This is a genomic window from Azoarcus indigens (assembly GCF_004361735.1).
Classification (GTDB): domain Bacteria; phylum Pseudomonadota; class Gammaproteobacteria; order Burkholderiales; family Rhodocyclaceae; genus Azoarcus; species Azoarcus indigens.
In genome coordinates this window covers 50469-64398 of the sequence record NZ_SNVV01000001.1, presented here as the reverse complement: position 1 = coordinate 64398, position 13930 = coordinate 50469, and the positions used below count along the sequence as shown (strand labels likewise).

At 70.4% G+C, this 13930-nt stretch carries 15 protein-coding genes; 5 read left to right on the top strand and 10 right to left on the bottom strand.

The window, feature by feature from the left end:
* Window positions 1-61 precede the first annotated feature (61 nt).
* Both C7389_RS00310 and C7389_RS00305 read left to right on the top strand, forming a co-directional pair.
* Window positions 62-421, top strand: a complete 360-nt coding sequence (locus tag C7389_RS00310) for an MbcA/ParS/Xre antitoxin family protein (protein WP_133587224.1) — start codon at window positions 62-64, stop codon at window positions 419-421.
* Complete coding sequence (locus tag C7389_RS00305; protein ID WP_133587222.1) at window positions 418-1167, top strand: RES family NAD+ phosphorylase; 750 nt, start codon at window positions 418-420, stop codon at window positions 1165-1167. Before C7389_RS00310 ends, C7389_RS00305 begins: the two co-directional genes overlap by 4 nt.
* A 6-nt stretch (window positions 1168-1173) precedes the next feature.
* Here C7389_RS00305 and C7389_RS00300 read toward each other — a convergent pair whose 3' ends face one another.
* Entirely contained in the window at window positions 1174-2412 is a 1239-nt protein-coding gene (locus C7389_RS00300) for an MFS transporter (protein ID WP_133587220.1), read from the bottom strand.
* A 231-nt stretch (window positions 2413-2643) separates the two neighbouring features.
* Between C7389_RS00300 and C7389_RS00295 the strand changes: the two genes are divergently transcribed.
* Entirely contained in the window at window positions 2644-4143 is a 1500-nt protein-coding gene (locus C7389_RS00295; RefSeq protein WP_133587218.1) for an aminoacyl-histidine dipeptidase, read from the top strand.
* Window positions 4144-4185: 42 nt separating this feature from the next.
* Here C7389_RS00295 and C7389_RS00290 read toward each other — a convergent pair whose 3' ends face one another.
* Complete coding sequence (locus tag C7389_RS00290; protein ID WP_133587216.1) at window positions 4186-5433, bottom strand: CynX/NimT family MFS transporter; 1248 nt, start codon at window positions 5431-5433, stop codon at window positions 4186-4188.
* On the bottom strand, window positions 5430-6143 hold the full coding sequence (locus C7389_RS00285; protein ID WP_133587214.1) for a FadR/GntR family transcriptional regulator: 714 nt from the start codon (window positions 6141-6143) through the stop codon (window positions 5430-5432). The genes C7389_RS00290 and C7389_RS00285 overlap by 4 nt, the downstream gene beginning before the upstream one ends.
* Window positions 6144-6452: 309 nt before the next feature.
* Between C7389_RS00285 and C7389_RS00280 the strand changes: the two genes are divergently transcribed.
* The gene (locus C7389_RS00280) at window positions 6453-6860 is read left to right on the top strand and encodes a hypothetical protein (RefSeq protein ID WP_133587212.1); all 408 of its coding nucleotides are present in this window, start codon (window positions 6453-6455) and stop codon (window positions 6858-6860) included.
* Between the two features lie 73 nt (window positions 6861-6933).
* Here the strand turns inward: C7389_RS00280 and C7389_RS00275 are convergent, their stop codons facing one another.
* The 7 genes from C7389_RS00275 to C7389_RS00245 all read right to left on the bottom strand — a co-directional run bounded on the left by C7389_RS00275 (window position 6934) and on the right by C7389_RS00245 (window position 13343).
* Complete coding sequence (locus tag C7389_RS00275) at window positions 6934-8130, bottom strand: alpha-hydroxy acid oxidase (protein WP_281275330.1); 1197 nt, start codon at window positions 8128-8130, stop codon at window positions 6934-6936.
* A 146-nt stretch (window positions 8131-8276) separates the two neighbouring features.
* Window positions 8277-9194: a LysR family transcriptional regulator gene (locus C7389_RS00270; protein WP_133587208.1), complete on the bottom strand. Its 918-nt coding sequence runs from the start codon at window positions 9192-9194 to the stop codon at window positions 8277-8279.
* A gap of 65 nt (window positions 9195-9259) precedes the next feature.
* Window positions 9260-9952 (bottom strand): DUF5610 domain-containing protein, encoded by a 693-nt coding sequence (locus C7389_RS00265; RefSeq protein ID WP_133587206.1) that lies wholly within the window; start codon window positions 9950-9952, stop codon window positions 9260-9262.
* Between the two features lie 174 nt (window positions 9953-10126).
* Window positions 10127-11122: an LLM class flavin-dependent oxidoreductase gene (locus C7389_RS00260; protein WP_133587204.1), complete on the bottom strand. Its 996-nt coding sequence runs from the start codon at window positions 11120-11122 to the stop codon at window positions 10127-10129.
* Between the two features lie 135 nt (window positions 11123-11257).
* Complete coding sequence (locus tag C7389_RS00255) at window positions 11258-11794, bottom strand: TPM domain-containing protein (RefSeq protein ID WP_133587202.1); 537 nt, start codon at window positions 11792-11794, stop codon at window positions 11258-11260.
* A 1-nt stretch (window position 11795) separates the two neighbouring features.
* Window positions 11796-12707, bottom strand: coding sequence for a TPM domain-containing protein (locus C7389_RS00250; RefSeq protein ID WP_133587200.1), 912 nt, complete (start codon window positions 12705-12707; stop codon window positions 11796-11798).
* 12 nt (window positions 12708-12719) lie between these two features.
* Window positions 12720-13343, bottom strand: a complete 624-nt coding sequence (locus C7389_RS00245; RefSeq protein ID WP_133587198.1) for a LemA family protein — start codon at window positions 13341-13343, stop codon at window positions 12720-12722.
* Between the two features lie 130 nt (window positions 13344-13473).
* Between C7389_RS00245 and arfB the strand changes: the two genes are divergently transcribed.
* Window positions 13474-13902, top strand: a complete 429-nt coding sequence (gene arfB / locus C7389_RS00240; protein WP_133587196.1) for an alternative ribosome rescue aminoacyl-tRNA hydrolase ArfB — start codon at window positions 13474-13476, stop codon at window positions 13900-13902.
* Window positions 13903-13930 lie beyond the last annotated feature (28 nt).

The window sequence follows — 13930 nt, the reverse complement described above, 5'->3', positions numbered from 1 at the left end:
TTGTTGCATATGCACGATTTAAGTGGAAAAATGTGAATATGCACAAATCGGAGGCGCTGCCATGAAAACCGCTACGCTCGCTCATGCCGATCCCGCCGAAGTCCTCGGCCGGGCACTGATGAATGCCGGCAAGGAGCTGGGCCTCACCCAGGCTGCGCTGGGCGCGGTGGTCGGCAAGGATCGCAGCGCCATCAGCCGCGGCGGCATTGATCCCGCCTCCAAGCCGGGCGAACTGGCACTGCTGCTGATCCGCGCTTACCGTGCGTTGTTCGTGCTGGTCGGCGGTGAGCCGGGCCAGATGCGCCACTGGATGCACACACACAACCTGCACACCGGCGGCGTGCCGGCTGAGCAGGTCGCCAGCGTGCAGGGACTGCTGCGGGTGGTGGAATACCTGGACGCGATGCGCGGCAAGCTATGACGGACCTGGTGGAGCTGTTGCCGCAGGCACCGGTCGTCGCCTTGGGCGGCACGGTGCTGCGCCTGGTGGAGAGCCAGGAACAGGTCGCCACCAACCGGCTGGTGGATTCGCTGGAAGAGCAGGCGCTGCTGGAGTCCCTGCTGGAATCCTCCAAGCCGCCGGCGCCGGCCGGCAGCCACCGCCTGCATTACCTGCTCGCCACGCCCTTCCGCTATCCGCCGCTGCGCCACGGGTCCCGCTTCGGCGGCCGTTTCGAGCCCAGCCTGTTCTACGGCGCCCGCCGGCTGGAGACGGTGCTGGCGGAGTCCGCCTACTACCGCCTGCTGTTCTTCGCCGGCATGGCGACCCCGCCCGCTCAGCCTTTGCGCACCCAGCACACCCTGTTTTCCGCCGGCATCGCCACCCGGCGGGGCCTGCGGCTGCAGGTGGCACCTTTCGATGCAGTGCGCGCGGCGCTGGTCGATCCGGTGGATTACCGCGTGCCTCAGCGGCTGGGCAGCGCGATGCGCGAGGCCGGCATAGAGGCTTTCGAGTACCCGTCGGCGCGGGATCCGGCGCAGGGCATCAACGTCGCGCTGTTCGCGCCTGCGGCGCTGTCCGGCAACCGGCCGCTGTCTACCCAGGCCTGGTTGGCGGAAACGGCGTTGGCCGGGGTGAGTTTCTATAGTGCGGAGGCTGGCGGTGTGCATCGCTACCTGCGCAGCCAGTTCGAGGTAGACGGCGTGCTGCCGGCGCCGGCGGTCTGAGCCGGCTCAGGCGGTGGCCACCTGCGCCCGCTGCTGGCGGCGCTCCAGCCGGTGCACCGCCAGGCCCAGGCCGATGGCGATGATGGCCGCGCCCACCGGCAACGCCATCGCGTCCTGCCAGTCGCCGCGGGCAGCGACCGCTGCGGCGATCATCGGCGGGCCGACGAACTGCCCTAGGTTGGCGCCTTGCATGAACAGGCCCTGCAAGGTGCCGATCTGGCGGGGGCTGCGCGCGAGGCTGGCGGTGGAGGACAGCACGGAAGATGGCACCAGCCCGCCGGTGAAGGACACCAGCAGGCAGCAGAGATAGCGCAGCGCATCCGGCAGGCCGGGGCTGAACACGCCGACCGCGCTCAAGCCGGTGACCACGCTGGCGGCGGCGATGAGATAGCCGCGCGGCAGGTTGCGCTGCAGCAGCGTGCCGCCCAGTAGGTTGCCCGGCACATTCACCAGCACCATCACGCAGGACAGCAGCGCGACCCACTCTGGCGACAGGCTGCGCTGGTCGCGCAGGAAGGTCGGCAGCCACACGATCAGGGTGAAGTGCTGCAGCGACCAGCAGGCAAAGGAGAAAGCCAGCAGCCAGGGCAGCGGATTGCCCAGCGCCTGCCGGGCGGAACTCAGGATGGGCGCGGCGTCCGGCGCCGGCGGCGGAATGCGGTAATGAGTGCGGAAGCGCAGCAAGCCGACCGCGGTGGCGGCCAGCAGGGCGAGGGTGAACAGCCATACCGCCTGCCAGCCTCCCAGCCGGGTCAGCAGCGGCGTGAGGATCATCACCAGGCCGATGCCGGCCGGCATGTAGGCGCCCCAGATGCCCAGCGCGAAGCGGCGGTCGCGCGGCGTGCTGGCGGCGCTCAGCAGCGCCGGGGCGGACACCGCCACCGCCATGTAGCCGGCGCCCTCTGCGATGCGGGAGGCGAGCAGGCTGGCGTAGTCGGTGCTGAACAGCGCGGCGACGCCGCCCAGCAGGGCGACGCACAGGCCGGAGAGGCACAGCCGCAGCGCGCCGAGCCGGTCGCCCAGCATGCCGAAGGCCAGCGCCACGCTGACCGCCAGCGAGTTGATCGCCGACGACACCCAGCCGGCGCGCAGCAGGTCGAGGTGGAAGTGGCTGCGCAGCAGGTCCAGCGTGATGGCGACCTTGCCGACATTGGCGGCGACCGCCACCCCGCACAGCGTGGCGGCGAGCACGGCAGGCCAGGAGGTCTGGGCGGCGGGGCCGCCGGAAGAGCGGGCGTATGGCATGGGCGGCATTCTAGCGAGCCGCCGGCGCTGCCCATGCTTGAAGCGGACAGCCCGCTGTCGAGAAACGGACAGCTGTTGGGCAAGGCGCTGGCAGGGCGGCAGCGGGGCGGAACAAGGCAAGGGCGTTCCCCCGGCCCTGGGGCCGCCAACGCAGCCGGCGGGGACCGGGAGGCAGCGGCGGGCGGTAGCCGCTAACATTCGGCGGTCTCCAATTTTCCTTACGCCCTCATCATGGACTTCGACAGCCTGCAGCCCGCTGCCGTGTGGCGGCATTTCGCCACCCTTTGCCGCATCCCCCGCCCCTCGGGTCACGAGTCGGCCATACGCGACGCCATCGCCAACTGGGCGACCGAGCGCGGCCTGGCCACCAGCATCGACACGGCCGGCAACCTGTTGATCCGCAAGCCGGCCAGTTCCGGCTACGACAACCGCCCCGGCGTCATCCTGCAGGGCCACCTGGACATGGTCTGCCAGAAGAACGCCGGCTGCGATCACGACTTTTTCCGTGATCCGCTCAAGCCGGTGCTGAAGGACGGCTGGCTGCAGGCCGAGCACACCACGCTGGGCGCGGACAACGGCATCGGCGTCGCCCTGGCGCTGGCGGCGCTGGAGGCGGACAACATCGCCCACCCGGCGCTGGAAGTGCTGCTGACCGCCGACGAGGAGGCCGGCATGAGCGGTGCCCAGGGTTTGGCGCCGGGGCTGCTGCAGGGCAAGCTGCTGATCAACATCGATACCGAGGACTGGGGCGAGTTCTACCTCGGCTGCGCCGGCGGCATGGATGTGGACGTCCGCCGCGAACTGCAGCCGCAGCCCGCGCCGGCGGGCTTGTCGGCCGTCGTGCTGACGGTGGATGGGCTGCGCGGCGGCCACTCCGGCGTGGATATCCACCTGCAGCGCGGCAACGCCATCAAGCTGCTGGTGCGGGCGCTGCAGGGGCTGGCGCAGGCCGGAGTGGATTTCCGCCTGGCAGCGCTGGCCGGTGGTACCGCGCGCAACGCGCTGCCGCGGGAGGCGCAAGCCACGCTATTGCTGGCGCCGGCAGCGCAAGCCCTGCTGGAAGAGACGCTGGCTGCCGCGAGGCGGGAGATCGCCGACGAACTCGCCGGGGTGGATGAAGGCTTCCGCCTGGGCGTCGCTCCCGCCACCGTGCCGCCGGACGGCGTACTGGATGCGCAAGCCCAGCGCGAGTTGCTGGCGGCGCTGGATGCCGCGCCCCACGGCGTGCGCCGCAACAGCAGCCGGGTGCCCGGCGTGGTCGAGACCTCCGACAACCTCGGCGTGCTGCGGCTGACGCCGGCGCTGTTCGAGGCCACCTTCATGGTGCGCTCGCTGCGGGACGAAGGCGCTGCCACGCTGGCGCGGGAGATCGTCGGGCTGTTTGAACTCGCCGGTGCGCAGGCCATGCCGCGCGGCGCCTATCCCGGCTGGGCGCCTAATCCGGATTCGCCGCTGCTCGCGCTGTTCCAGCGGGTTTACGCGCAGGAGTTCGGCGGCGAGGCGGCGGTCAAGGTGATCCACGCCGGGCTGGAGTGCGGAATCCTGTCTGCCAAGTATCCGGAGGTGGACATGATTTCCTTCGGTCCGGACATCCGTGGCGCCCATGCGCCGGGCGAGCGGGTGGCTGTGCAGTCGGTGGGCAAGGCCTGGCGGCTGCTGGTAGCGGTGCTGGCCGCGGTGCCGCCACCGGCGGGTGCCCTGCCGCGCGCCTTCAGCCCGGTACTGCCTTGAGCCGAGGCCTGCCGCCGCCGGCCAACTGCTGCGTCTTCCCGATCACTGCACGGGCTCGCTGACCGCGCCCACATGCAGCTTGCGGCCGGCGCCCATGCCGGCGGCCAGGGTGGCCAGGCAGATGAGGCCGAACAGCCAGCCCAGTCCGTCCCAGCTGCCGGTGAACTGGTGCAGCAGGCCGATGGCAAAGGGCCCCAGCGCCGCCACCGTGTAGCCCACGCCCTGGGCCATGCCGGAGAGGTGGGCGGCGATGTGGGAGTCGCCGGCACGCAGCACCAGCAGCGTCAGCGCCACGCTGAAATTGCCGCCCTGGCCCAGGCCCAGCACCACCGCCCACAGCAGGGTCTGTTCCTGCGGCGCATACAGGCAGCCGAGCAGGCCGGCGGCGGTCAGCACCGCCATCAGCGCGATGGTGGAGCGCTGGTCGCGGCCGCGGGTGGCCAGCCAGGGGCCGGCGAAGGCGGTGATCAGTTGCACCAGGATGGAGACGGACATCAGGTAGCCGGCGCTCTGCGCCGAGTAGCCGCGATCCACTAGGATGGTCGGCAGCCAGCCGAACACGCAGTAGGCCAGCGAGGATTGCAGGCCCATGTAGGCGGTCACCTGCCAGGCCAGCGGATCGTTCCACAGCCCCCGCACGGTATGGCCGCGCCGGCCCAGCGCATGCGAGCCGCGGCGCAGCTGCAAGGCCCACACCAGCGCTGCCACCACCGCCGGAATCGCCCAGAAACCCAGCGCCGGCTGCCAGCGGCCGTCGGCCGCCAGCCGCAGCGGCTCGCTGACGCCGGCCCCTATGGCCGCGCCCAGGCTGAGCGCCATGGTGTACAGCCCGGTGACCGCGCCCGGCTTGTGGGCGAAATCCCGTTTCACGATGCCCGGCAGCAGCACGCCGATGATGCCGATGCCGGCGCCGGCCAGCAGCGTGCCGGCGAACAGGCCAGGCACGCCGCCCACGGTGCGCAACAGCAGGCCGCCGGCCAGCAGGAAGAGAACCAGGAAAACGGTGAGCTCCGGCCCGCGGCTGCGTGCCAGCCGCGGTGCCAGCGGCGCGGCCAGGCCGAGGCAGAGCACCGGCAGCGTGGTCAGCAGGCCGGCGGCGGCGGCCGAGAGGCCCAGGTCTGCGCACAGCGGGCCCAGCACCGGTGCCACGCTGGACAGCGCCGGCCGCAGGTTGAGGCCGACCAGCACCATGCCGATCAGCAGCAGCGCCGGATGCATGGCGACGTGCGTGGGTGCGGGCGGCGTGCTCGTGCCGGTGGTTGAGCCGGGGCTCGGGCTGGGTGGGCTCATGCGCAGTCTCCGTTGGGCTGGGGGGCCGTCTGTTGTAGTGGTTTGATCAATTGGCGGGCGGCGCAGGCGGCGGCCTCGGCATCGCCGGCGGCAATGGCGTCGACGATGGCGGTGTGGGCATCGTCGTCCGGGTTGGTCACCGACTCGTCAGCCAGCATCAGCAGCACTACGTGCTGTACGGCGTCCGAGAAGAAGTCGTAGAGCGCCGCCAGCGCCGAGTTATGGGCGGCGCTGAGCACCTGGCGGTGGAAGGCGAGGTCGCGGGCGACGTAGGCCTCGGGCGTTTCGCCCTCATGGTGGGTGTTGCGCGCGGCCAGGGTGGCGCGCAGCGCGGCCAGGTCATCCTCGGTGCGGCGCAGGGCGGCCAGTCGGGCGGCTTCCACTTCCAGCATGGCGCGGGTTTCCAGGTGCTCCAGCACGCTGGCGCGGCAAAGGCCGGCCATCGCCCTGGAGGGGTCCAGCCGGCTGGCGACATAGGTGCCGTCGCCCTGGCGCACATCCAGCAGGCCGCAGAAAGCCAGCACCCGTACCGCCTCGCGCACCGTGTTGCGGCTTACGCCCAGCAGGGTCGCCAGTTCCGGCTCGATGGGAATGCGGCTGCCGACCGGCCACTCGCCCCGGCTGATGCGCTCGCGCAGCGCGGCGACCGCGAGGTCGACCAAGGAAGTCTTGCCCAGCAGCGGTGCCGGGCTGGGGGAGGAGGCGGGCATGAAGAGGCCTATTCATCCAATGATTGGATGAATAGTGCCCTATATGGCTTGCTCCAGGCAATGTGGAGTGGCCGGGTGCCCGCGCGACAAGGGCCTGGCAAGGATTGCCGCCCCGCCGGCGAGGGTTTGCCGCTCCCCGGCTCCCCGGCGGCCCCGGGGCCCAGCTGGCTTGGCTTTCGTGCGGCCACGGATGCTGTGTGGCTCAAGGGAGATCGCGGCTTTTCACCGCGGGCGTTCCTCGCCGGATTGCTGCTGGCTCGGGACTTGCGGATGGAGCGATCCGACTCATGCGTGCGAGAGGAGGCTTCCATGAAAGTCGAAACCGGCAATTCCTATTCGAATCAAGCGGCACAGGCCGCCGCCAGTGGGCGTTCGGCCGATGGCTCCTTCGCCGCCGCGCTGAGCGCAGCCCAGGCCGGTGGCGCTGAGAAGGTGGATTTCACCAGCATGACCCGGCAGGAGATGCGGGACTGGCTCAACGGCCAGATCCGCAGCGGCAAGATGGCGCTCGATGGCAGCGAGGCTTTCATGGCGATGACCATGAAGATTCCGGTGGGCGGCTCCGGCGCCGAGGTGCCGGCAGCAAGCGACAGCACCCGCTACGACTTCCTCGGGAAGCTCAGCGACGGCATCCAGGGCGCCCGCTCGCGTGGCGACGAAGCCGCCCTGCAGAGGCTGGAGTCGGCCCTGCAGATCGCGCAGCGTTACCAGCGCTAGCCCCGTGCTTCATGCCCGGCTGAAACGGGAACGGCGCCCCCGGGGCGCCGTTTCGCAGCGGGGGCAGCGCGGATCAGGCCGCGTCCAGCAGGTTCACCGGCGCCGGCACGGCGCTGGCGCTTTCTGCTGAGGGCTGCCACAACGCGCTCCGATCCAGCTGGGCGACATCGCGGATGCCGCCCAGCGCCATGGTGATGTCCAACTCCTTGCGGATCAGCTCCAGCGCGGTGCTCACGCCGGCCTGGCCCATGGCGCCCAGGCCGTAGAGGAAGGCCTTGCCGATGAAGGTGCCGCGGGCGCCGATCGCCATCGCTTTGTAAACGTCCTGGCCGCTGCGCACGCCGCCGTCGAACAGCACCTCGGTGCGGTGGCCGACCGCATCCACGATGCCGGGCAGGGCGGCGATGGTGGAGGGCGCGCCGTCCAGTTGGCGGCCGCCATGGTTGGAGACGACGATGGCGTCCGCGCCCTGGCCGACCGCCTCGCGGGCGTCGTCCGGGTCCATGATGCCCTTGACGATAAGCTTGCCCGGCCATTGGTCGCGTATCCAGCCCACGTCCTTCCACGACAGCGAGGTATCGAACTGGCCGCCCACCCATTGCGCCAGCGTCTGCGTGCCCTGGGCGCCGCGCACGAAGCCTTCCAGGTTGCCGAAGCTGCGGCTGGGGCCGCGCAGCACATGCCACAGCCAGGGCAGCTTGCGCGCCATGTCGAAGGCGTTGGAGAGGGTGAGGCGGGGCGGCACCGAGAGGCCGTTCTTGATGTCCTGGTGGCGCTGGCCCTGGATCTGCAGGTCGGCGGTGAGCATCAACGCGGAGCAACCGGCTTCGCGGGCGCGGGCGATCAGCGAGCGCACGAAGTCGCGGTCGCGCATCACATAGAGCTGGAACCAGAAGGGCCGGTCCACCGCGGCGCGCACCTGTTCGATGGAGCAGATGGACATGGTGGACAGCGTGAAGGGCACGCCGAAGGCCTGGGCGGCGCGGGCGGCGAGGATCTCGCCGCTGCCGTGCATCAGCCCGGTGAGGCCGGTGGGGGCGATGGCGACCGGGATGCGCGCCGCTTCGCCGACCAGGGTGGTGTCCAGCCGGCGGTTGTCCACATCCACCATCACCTTCTGCCGCAGGCGGATGGCCTCTAGGTCGGCGCGGTTGGCGTTCAGCGTGGTCTCGTCGTAGGAGCCCCGGTCCACATAGTCGAAGATCGCCTTGGGAACGCGGCGGCGGGCGAGTTGGCGGAGGTCTTCGTTGCAGGTGATGGGCGTGGGCACGGGGTTCTCCTTCTGTGTGGTGCTGCCCGCAATGCTAGCCGCCGCCAGCGCCCGGCGGGTGGAAAGCGCCGCTGCGCAGGGCGGAAGAAACGTCCGGTCTGACTTTTCATCCGCCGCCGTCCGCCGCTTGCGTGCGAGAGCCGGGGTCAGCCGCTGCTCAGCCTGGCGCATACGCCGCGCAGCCAGGCGGCGAACTCGCGTGCCGCATGGCGTACGTCGGCATCGCCCTCGTAGCGCGGGTCGAAGGCGATGGCGTAGTGGGTGAGCGGGGTGCAGCGCACATCGAAGGGGGCGATGAGTTCGCCGCTGCGCAGCGCCCGCCACGCCAGGCTGGGCCGTACCAGCGCGGCGCCCAGGCCGCAGGCGGCGGCGGAGATGGTCATGCCCATGTCGACCAGGCGCGGACCGCTGGCCGGCTCCGGCCAGTCCAGCCCGGCGGCGGCGAACCAGGGAAGCCAGGACTCCGGCGGGCTGCGCAACAGCGGCCCGCGCGAGAGGTCGGCGGGCACCTGCAACTGGTGGCGGCGGGCGTAATCCGGGCTGCAGACCACGGTGAGCGGGTCGTCCAGCACGATGTCGGGATTGTCGTCGCCCGCACGCGTGGCGCAGATTTCCACCGCCGAACCGGGTTGGCGCAGGCCGAGGTAGGGCACGGAGAGCACGATCTCCACATCCACCTGCGGCGCCTGTTGCAGGAAGCTGCCGAGATGGGGAACGAGGATCTCGCGACCGAAGGTGGGCGGGGAACACACTGGCAGATGGACGCGGCGCGCCGGGTCGCGCCGGTGCAGCGGTGCGGCGGAGAGCAGGCCGAGCGCGGTGCGCACCTGCTCCTGGTACTCCAGCCCGGCAGCGGTCGGGGTGACGCCGCGCGCATGCCGTTCCAGCAGGCGCACACCCAGCAGTTGCTCCAGGCTGGCGATGCGCTTGCCTACCGCGCTGGCGGTGAGCGCCAGCTCCTCGCTGGCACGCTCTATGGAACCGAGGCGGGCGGCGGCCTCGAAGGCGCGGATGGCGGGCAGCGGCGGCAGGCGGCTGGCCTGCCGCGCGGTGGGAAGAGTCATCGGGCCGGGCCGGGAGGGACGAAGGGCCCGATTCTAGAGCATGAGGCCCGCAGCCCCGAGCCGCCTTAGCCCTTGACGGTGGGACGGCCTGAAGCCGTCGTGCCGGTCGAGGTGGTGCCGCTGGCCGGCGAGCTGGCACTGCCACCGCCTTCCGTCCCTTCTTCGCTTTCCTTCTTCGGCAGCAGCGAGGTCAGGAAGTCGTCCAGGCCTTTCTGCACCAAGTCGTAGGTCTTGTTGATGCCGCTTTCGACATCGCCTTGCAGCACGCCGAGGCCGTCGAGGATGTCGGCCGCTTCCTTGAAGCCCTTCTCGAAACCGCCGCGGATGAGGTCGACGAAGTCGTTGGCCAGGGTCTCCCTGTCCTTGTCCGGATGCTGGGCGGCGTAGGCATCGAACATGCCGGTGGCGAACTTCAGGATGCGGTCGGCGGTGGCTTCCGGCGAGTTGTCCTGCTGCTTGGCGGCGTTCTGGATCGCGTTTTCGCCCAGTTCCGGCGCCAGCACTTCGTTCAGATTGTCGATGGCGCTGCGGAAGAGCAGCGCCTGACTGTCGTTGCCGGCGTTGATGGAGACCTCGAGCGAGGCCTGGATGATCTGGATGTTGAGCTGGCTCTTGACCTCGGCGCGTATGGACCCGGTAGTGGAGGCCTGGGCGCTTTCAGTCTTGCCGGCATCCGGCTTGGTGGCCTCGGTCTGGCTGTCCTGCGTCTGTACGGTGGCGCTGCGGTTGGTTACCGAGGTGCTGGAGGGAATGGCCATGGCGATTCTCCTGTCCCTGGGGTGGCAAGGCTGTATTAACGGCAGCCTCAGGCAAAACTTTAGAAGAGCTTTGGCCGTTCTGATACAGCAGGCAGCGTGCCCGGCCCGCGCCGCTTCTCGCCCGGTGTGCCGCCTCGTCCTGCCCGCGCGGCGAATGGCGGCGGGCTTGTTTCTTCAGTCCCTGGCCTGGGCGACAAGTTCAAAGGAGCGCAGGCGGGCGGTCTGGTCAAAGATCTGGCCGGTGACCATCAGTTCGTCGGCGCCGGTGTCGGCAACGAAGCGGCGCAGGCCCTCGGCCACCGTGGCGCGGGAGCCGACCACCGAGCAGGCCAGCGAGGATTCGGCGAAGGCGCGCTCGGCCGGCGTCCACTGGCCCTCCATGCTCTCCACCGGCGCCTGCAGCGGGCCGGGATTGCCCCGGGCCAGGCTGGCGAAGCGCTGCTGCAGCGAGGTGAAGAGATAGGCTGCTTCTTCGTCGCTATCGGCGGCGACCGCGTTCAGGCCCAGCATCACATAAGGCTGCTCCAGCACGGCGGAGGGGCGAAACTGGCGGCGGTAGACGTCGATGGCCGCTTCCATGAAGCGCGGCGCGAAGTGGGAGGCGAAGGCGAAGGGCAGGCCCAGGCCGGCGGCCAGCTGGGCGCTGAACAGGCTGGAGCCCAGCAGCCATAGCGGTACCTCCAGGCCTTCGCCGGGCACCGCGCGCACCGCCTGCCCGGGCTCCGCCGGGCGGAAGTAGGACTGCAACTCGACGACGTCGTCCGGGAAGGTGTCCGCGCTGTCCATCAGGTTGCGGCGCAGGGCGCGGGCGGTGCGCTGGTCGGTGCCGGGCGCGCGGCCCAGGCCGAGGTCGATGCGGCCGGGGTAGAGCGCGGCCAGGGTGCCGAACTGCTCGGCGATCACCAGCGGCGCGTGGTTGGGCAGCATGATGCCGCCGGCGCCCACCCGTATCGTCGAGGTGCCTTCGGCCACATAGCCGATGGCGACCGCGGTGGCGGCGCTGGCGACGCCCACCATGTTGTGGTGCTCCGCCAACCAGAAGCGCTGGTAGCCCAGCTTCTCTGCCAGGCGGGCGAGTTCGCGGCTGTTGCGCAAGGCTTGGGCCGGTGTGCTGCCTTCGGCCACGGGAGCGAGATCCAGGATGGAAAGCGGGGTAGTGAGCGGGGTCATATTGGGGGCGTGTCTTTCTTGTTTGGAGGAGGCACCCGCGAACCGGGGGCCGATGTTGTACAGACTGGCCGGGGCGGTGGCGGTTCCGGCGGTGGCCGCCTCCCGCGCCGTGCGGGGTGGCGCGGCGTGAAGGGGCTATTGCACCACTGGCCGGTTCGGCAGCTCGTCCAGGTCATCCCGGGGCGTGGCCGGGTCGAGCGGAAAATGGACTTCCAGCGCACTGCCGACGGCCTTTACCGCGCTCGCCAGCGCCTGCTCCAGCTGGCCGGCCTGCAGCGCGGGCCGCATCGCCACCACTGCCGCCTGCCAGGTGTCGGCCGCCAAGCGGTGGGCGAGGCCGCGATCGGCGATGATCTCGATGCGGTGCTCGGTGAGCTGCAGGTAGATCAGCACGCCATTGTTGTGCTCGGTGTCCCACACCCGCAGCTTGCCGAACTGGCTCAGGGCGCGCTGGTGCACGATCTCTTCCACCGGCAGGCGCTGGTGGAACTGGCGCCACAGGTAGCTGAGCGGCAGCGCGGCTTCCACGCACAGGCAGATTTCTCCACTGTGGCGGGCCTCGCTGTCCGTTACCAGCTGTTCCAGCCGCTGCAGCGCGGCGCTGTCCAGCTTGCGGCGTACATCGCCGGCGTCGGCCCACAGGTGGCGCAGGAAACGGATGACGGTATTCATGTCACCAGCCCCCCGAGGCGCCGCCGCCACCGAAGCTGCCACCGCCGCCGGAGCGGAAACCGCCGCCCCCGCTGCGGCGACCGCCGCCGCCCCAGATGATGGGACCACCGCCGATGCCGCCTCCGCCGCCCCGCCCGCCGCCGCTGCCGCCCATGGCGAGCGCCAGCACCAGCGCGATCGCCGCGGCGACTCCGGCCATGATCAGGCTGCCGGTGAACAGCTGGGCGAGCAGGCCGGCGCCGCCGGCGGTCGCCATGCTGCCGAGTTTGCGGCCGAGCACGGCGTTCAAGACGGCGCCCACCACCGGGACGCCGACGAAGAGGAAGACAGCGAGGTCTTCCAGCGATGCGCCGTCGTCGGCCGCCGCTGCGCCGCGGGCGGGCAGCGGCAGTTCCTCGCCGCGTATCAACGCGGTCAGCGCATCCACGCCGGCGGTGATGCCGCCGGCGAAGTCGCCCTGGCGGAAGGCCGGGGTGATGTAGCGGTCGATGATGCGATGGGCGGCCAGATCCGGCACTGCGCCTTCCAGCGCGCGTGCGACTTCGATACGAACCTTGCGGTCGTTCTTCGCCACCAGCAGCAGCAGGCCATCACCCACCTCCTTGCGGCCTATCTTCCAGCTGTCGGCGACGCGGAAGGCATAGGCGGCAATGTCCTCGGGCGCGGTGGTGGGTACTAGCAGCACCACGATCTGGCTGCCGCGCTCGTGTTCGAAAGCGGCCAGCTTTTCCTCCAGCGCCTGGCGCTGCGGCGCGCTCAGCGTTGCGGTCTGGTCGATCACCCGCGCACTGAGCGCGGGCACCGCCTGCAGCGCCTGTGCGCCGGCCAGCCGGGGCACGGCGACGGCACACAGCAGAAGCAGCAGGGTGAAGCCGTGGCGCAGGGCGGGCAGGCTGAAGCGGGTAAGGCTCATGGCCGGCCGGGATCAGCGCGTGGGCTGCTGCTGGCCGCCGAAATCCACCGTGGGCGGGCGGGAGATCTCGGCTTCGTTGGCGACGCTGAAGTTCGCCTTGGGCTGGTAGCTGAACACCATGGCCGTCAGGTTGGTGGGAAAGCTGCGCGCCAGCACGTTGTATTCCTGCACCGTCTGGATGTACTTGTTGCGCGCCACGGTGATGCGGTTCTCGGTGCCTTCCAACTGCACCCGCAGATCCTGGAAGCCCTGGTTGGCCTTCAGGTTGGGATAGTTCTCCGACACCGCCAGCAGGCGGGAGAGGGCGCTGCCGAGCTGGCCCTGGGCCTGCTGGAAGCGCTCCATGGCCTGCGGATCGTTCAGCGTTTCCGGCGTCACCTGGATGGCGGTGGCGCGGGAGCGGGCCTCCACCACCCGGGCCAGGGTTTCCTGCTCGAAGTTGGCCTCGCCCTTGACCGTGTTGACGATGTTGGGGATGAGGTCCGCGCGGCGCTGGTACTGGTTCAGCACCTCGCTCCAGGCGGCCTTGCTCTGTTCGTCCAGGCGCTGGAAGTCGTTGTAGCCGCAGCCGGAGAGGCTGAGCGAGGCGGCGATGAGCAGGGGGGCGCTGAAGCGGCGGAAGCGGGTCGCAGGCATTTTTGTTTCCTTGTAGCGCTGGGGGGGGGGTTCGATCCGCGCAACTTTACCAGCCTCGCTGCGAGGTCGCCCTGGCGCGCCGGGCGCGGCATCATGCTGGCCTTGTACGTGGCGAAATGAAGGGGAGTGGATGGAGGGCGAAGACAAGCTGGTGGTGAAGCCGGGGCTGGCGATTCCGCTGGCGGAGATCGTGATGGACGCGATCCGGGCCCAGGGGCCGGGTGGCCAGAACGTGAACAAGGTTTCCAGTGCCATCCACCTGCGTTTCGATGTCGCCGCCTCGTCCTTGCCGGAGGCGGTGAAGGCGCAGCTGCTGGCGCTGGGCGACCAGCGCATCAGCAGCGCCGGTGTGGTGGTGATCAAGGTGGGCGATAGCCGCAGCCGTGAAGCCAATCGCCAGGAAGCGCTGCGGCGGCTGGCGGAGTTGGTGGCGATGGCGGCGCATGTGCCCAAGCGCCGGCGGCCGACCAAGCCGACCCTGGGGTCGCAGCGCCGGCGCCTGGAGGGCAAGCGCCAGCGCGGCGAGATCAAGGCCGGGCGCGGCAAGCTGCGGGAATGATGCGGCGCCGTCCGGGGACCGCGCCGCA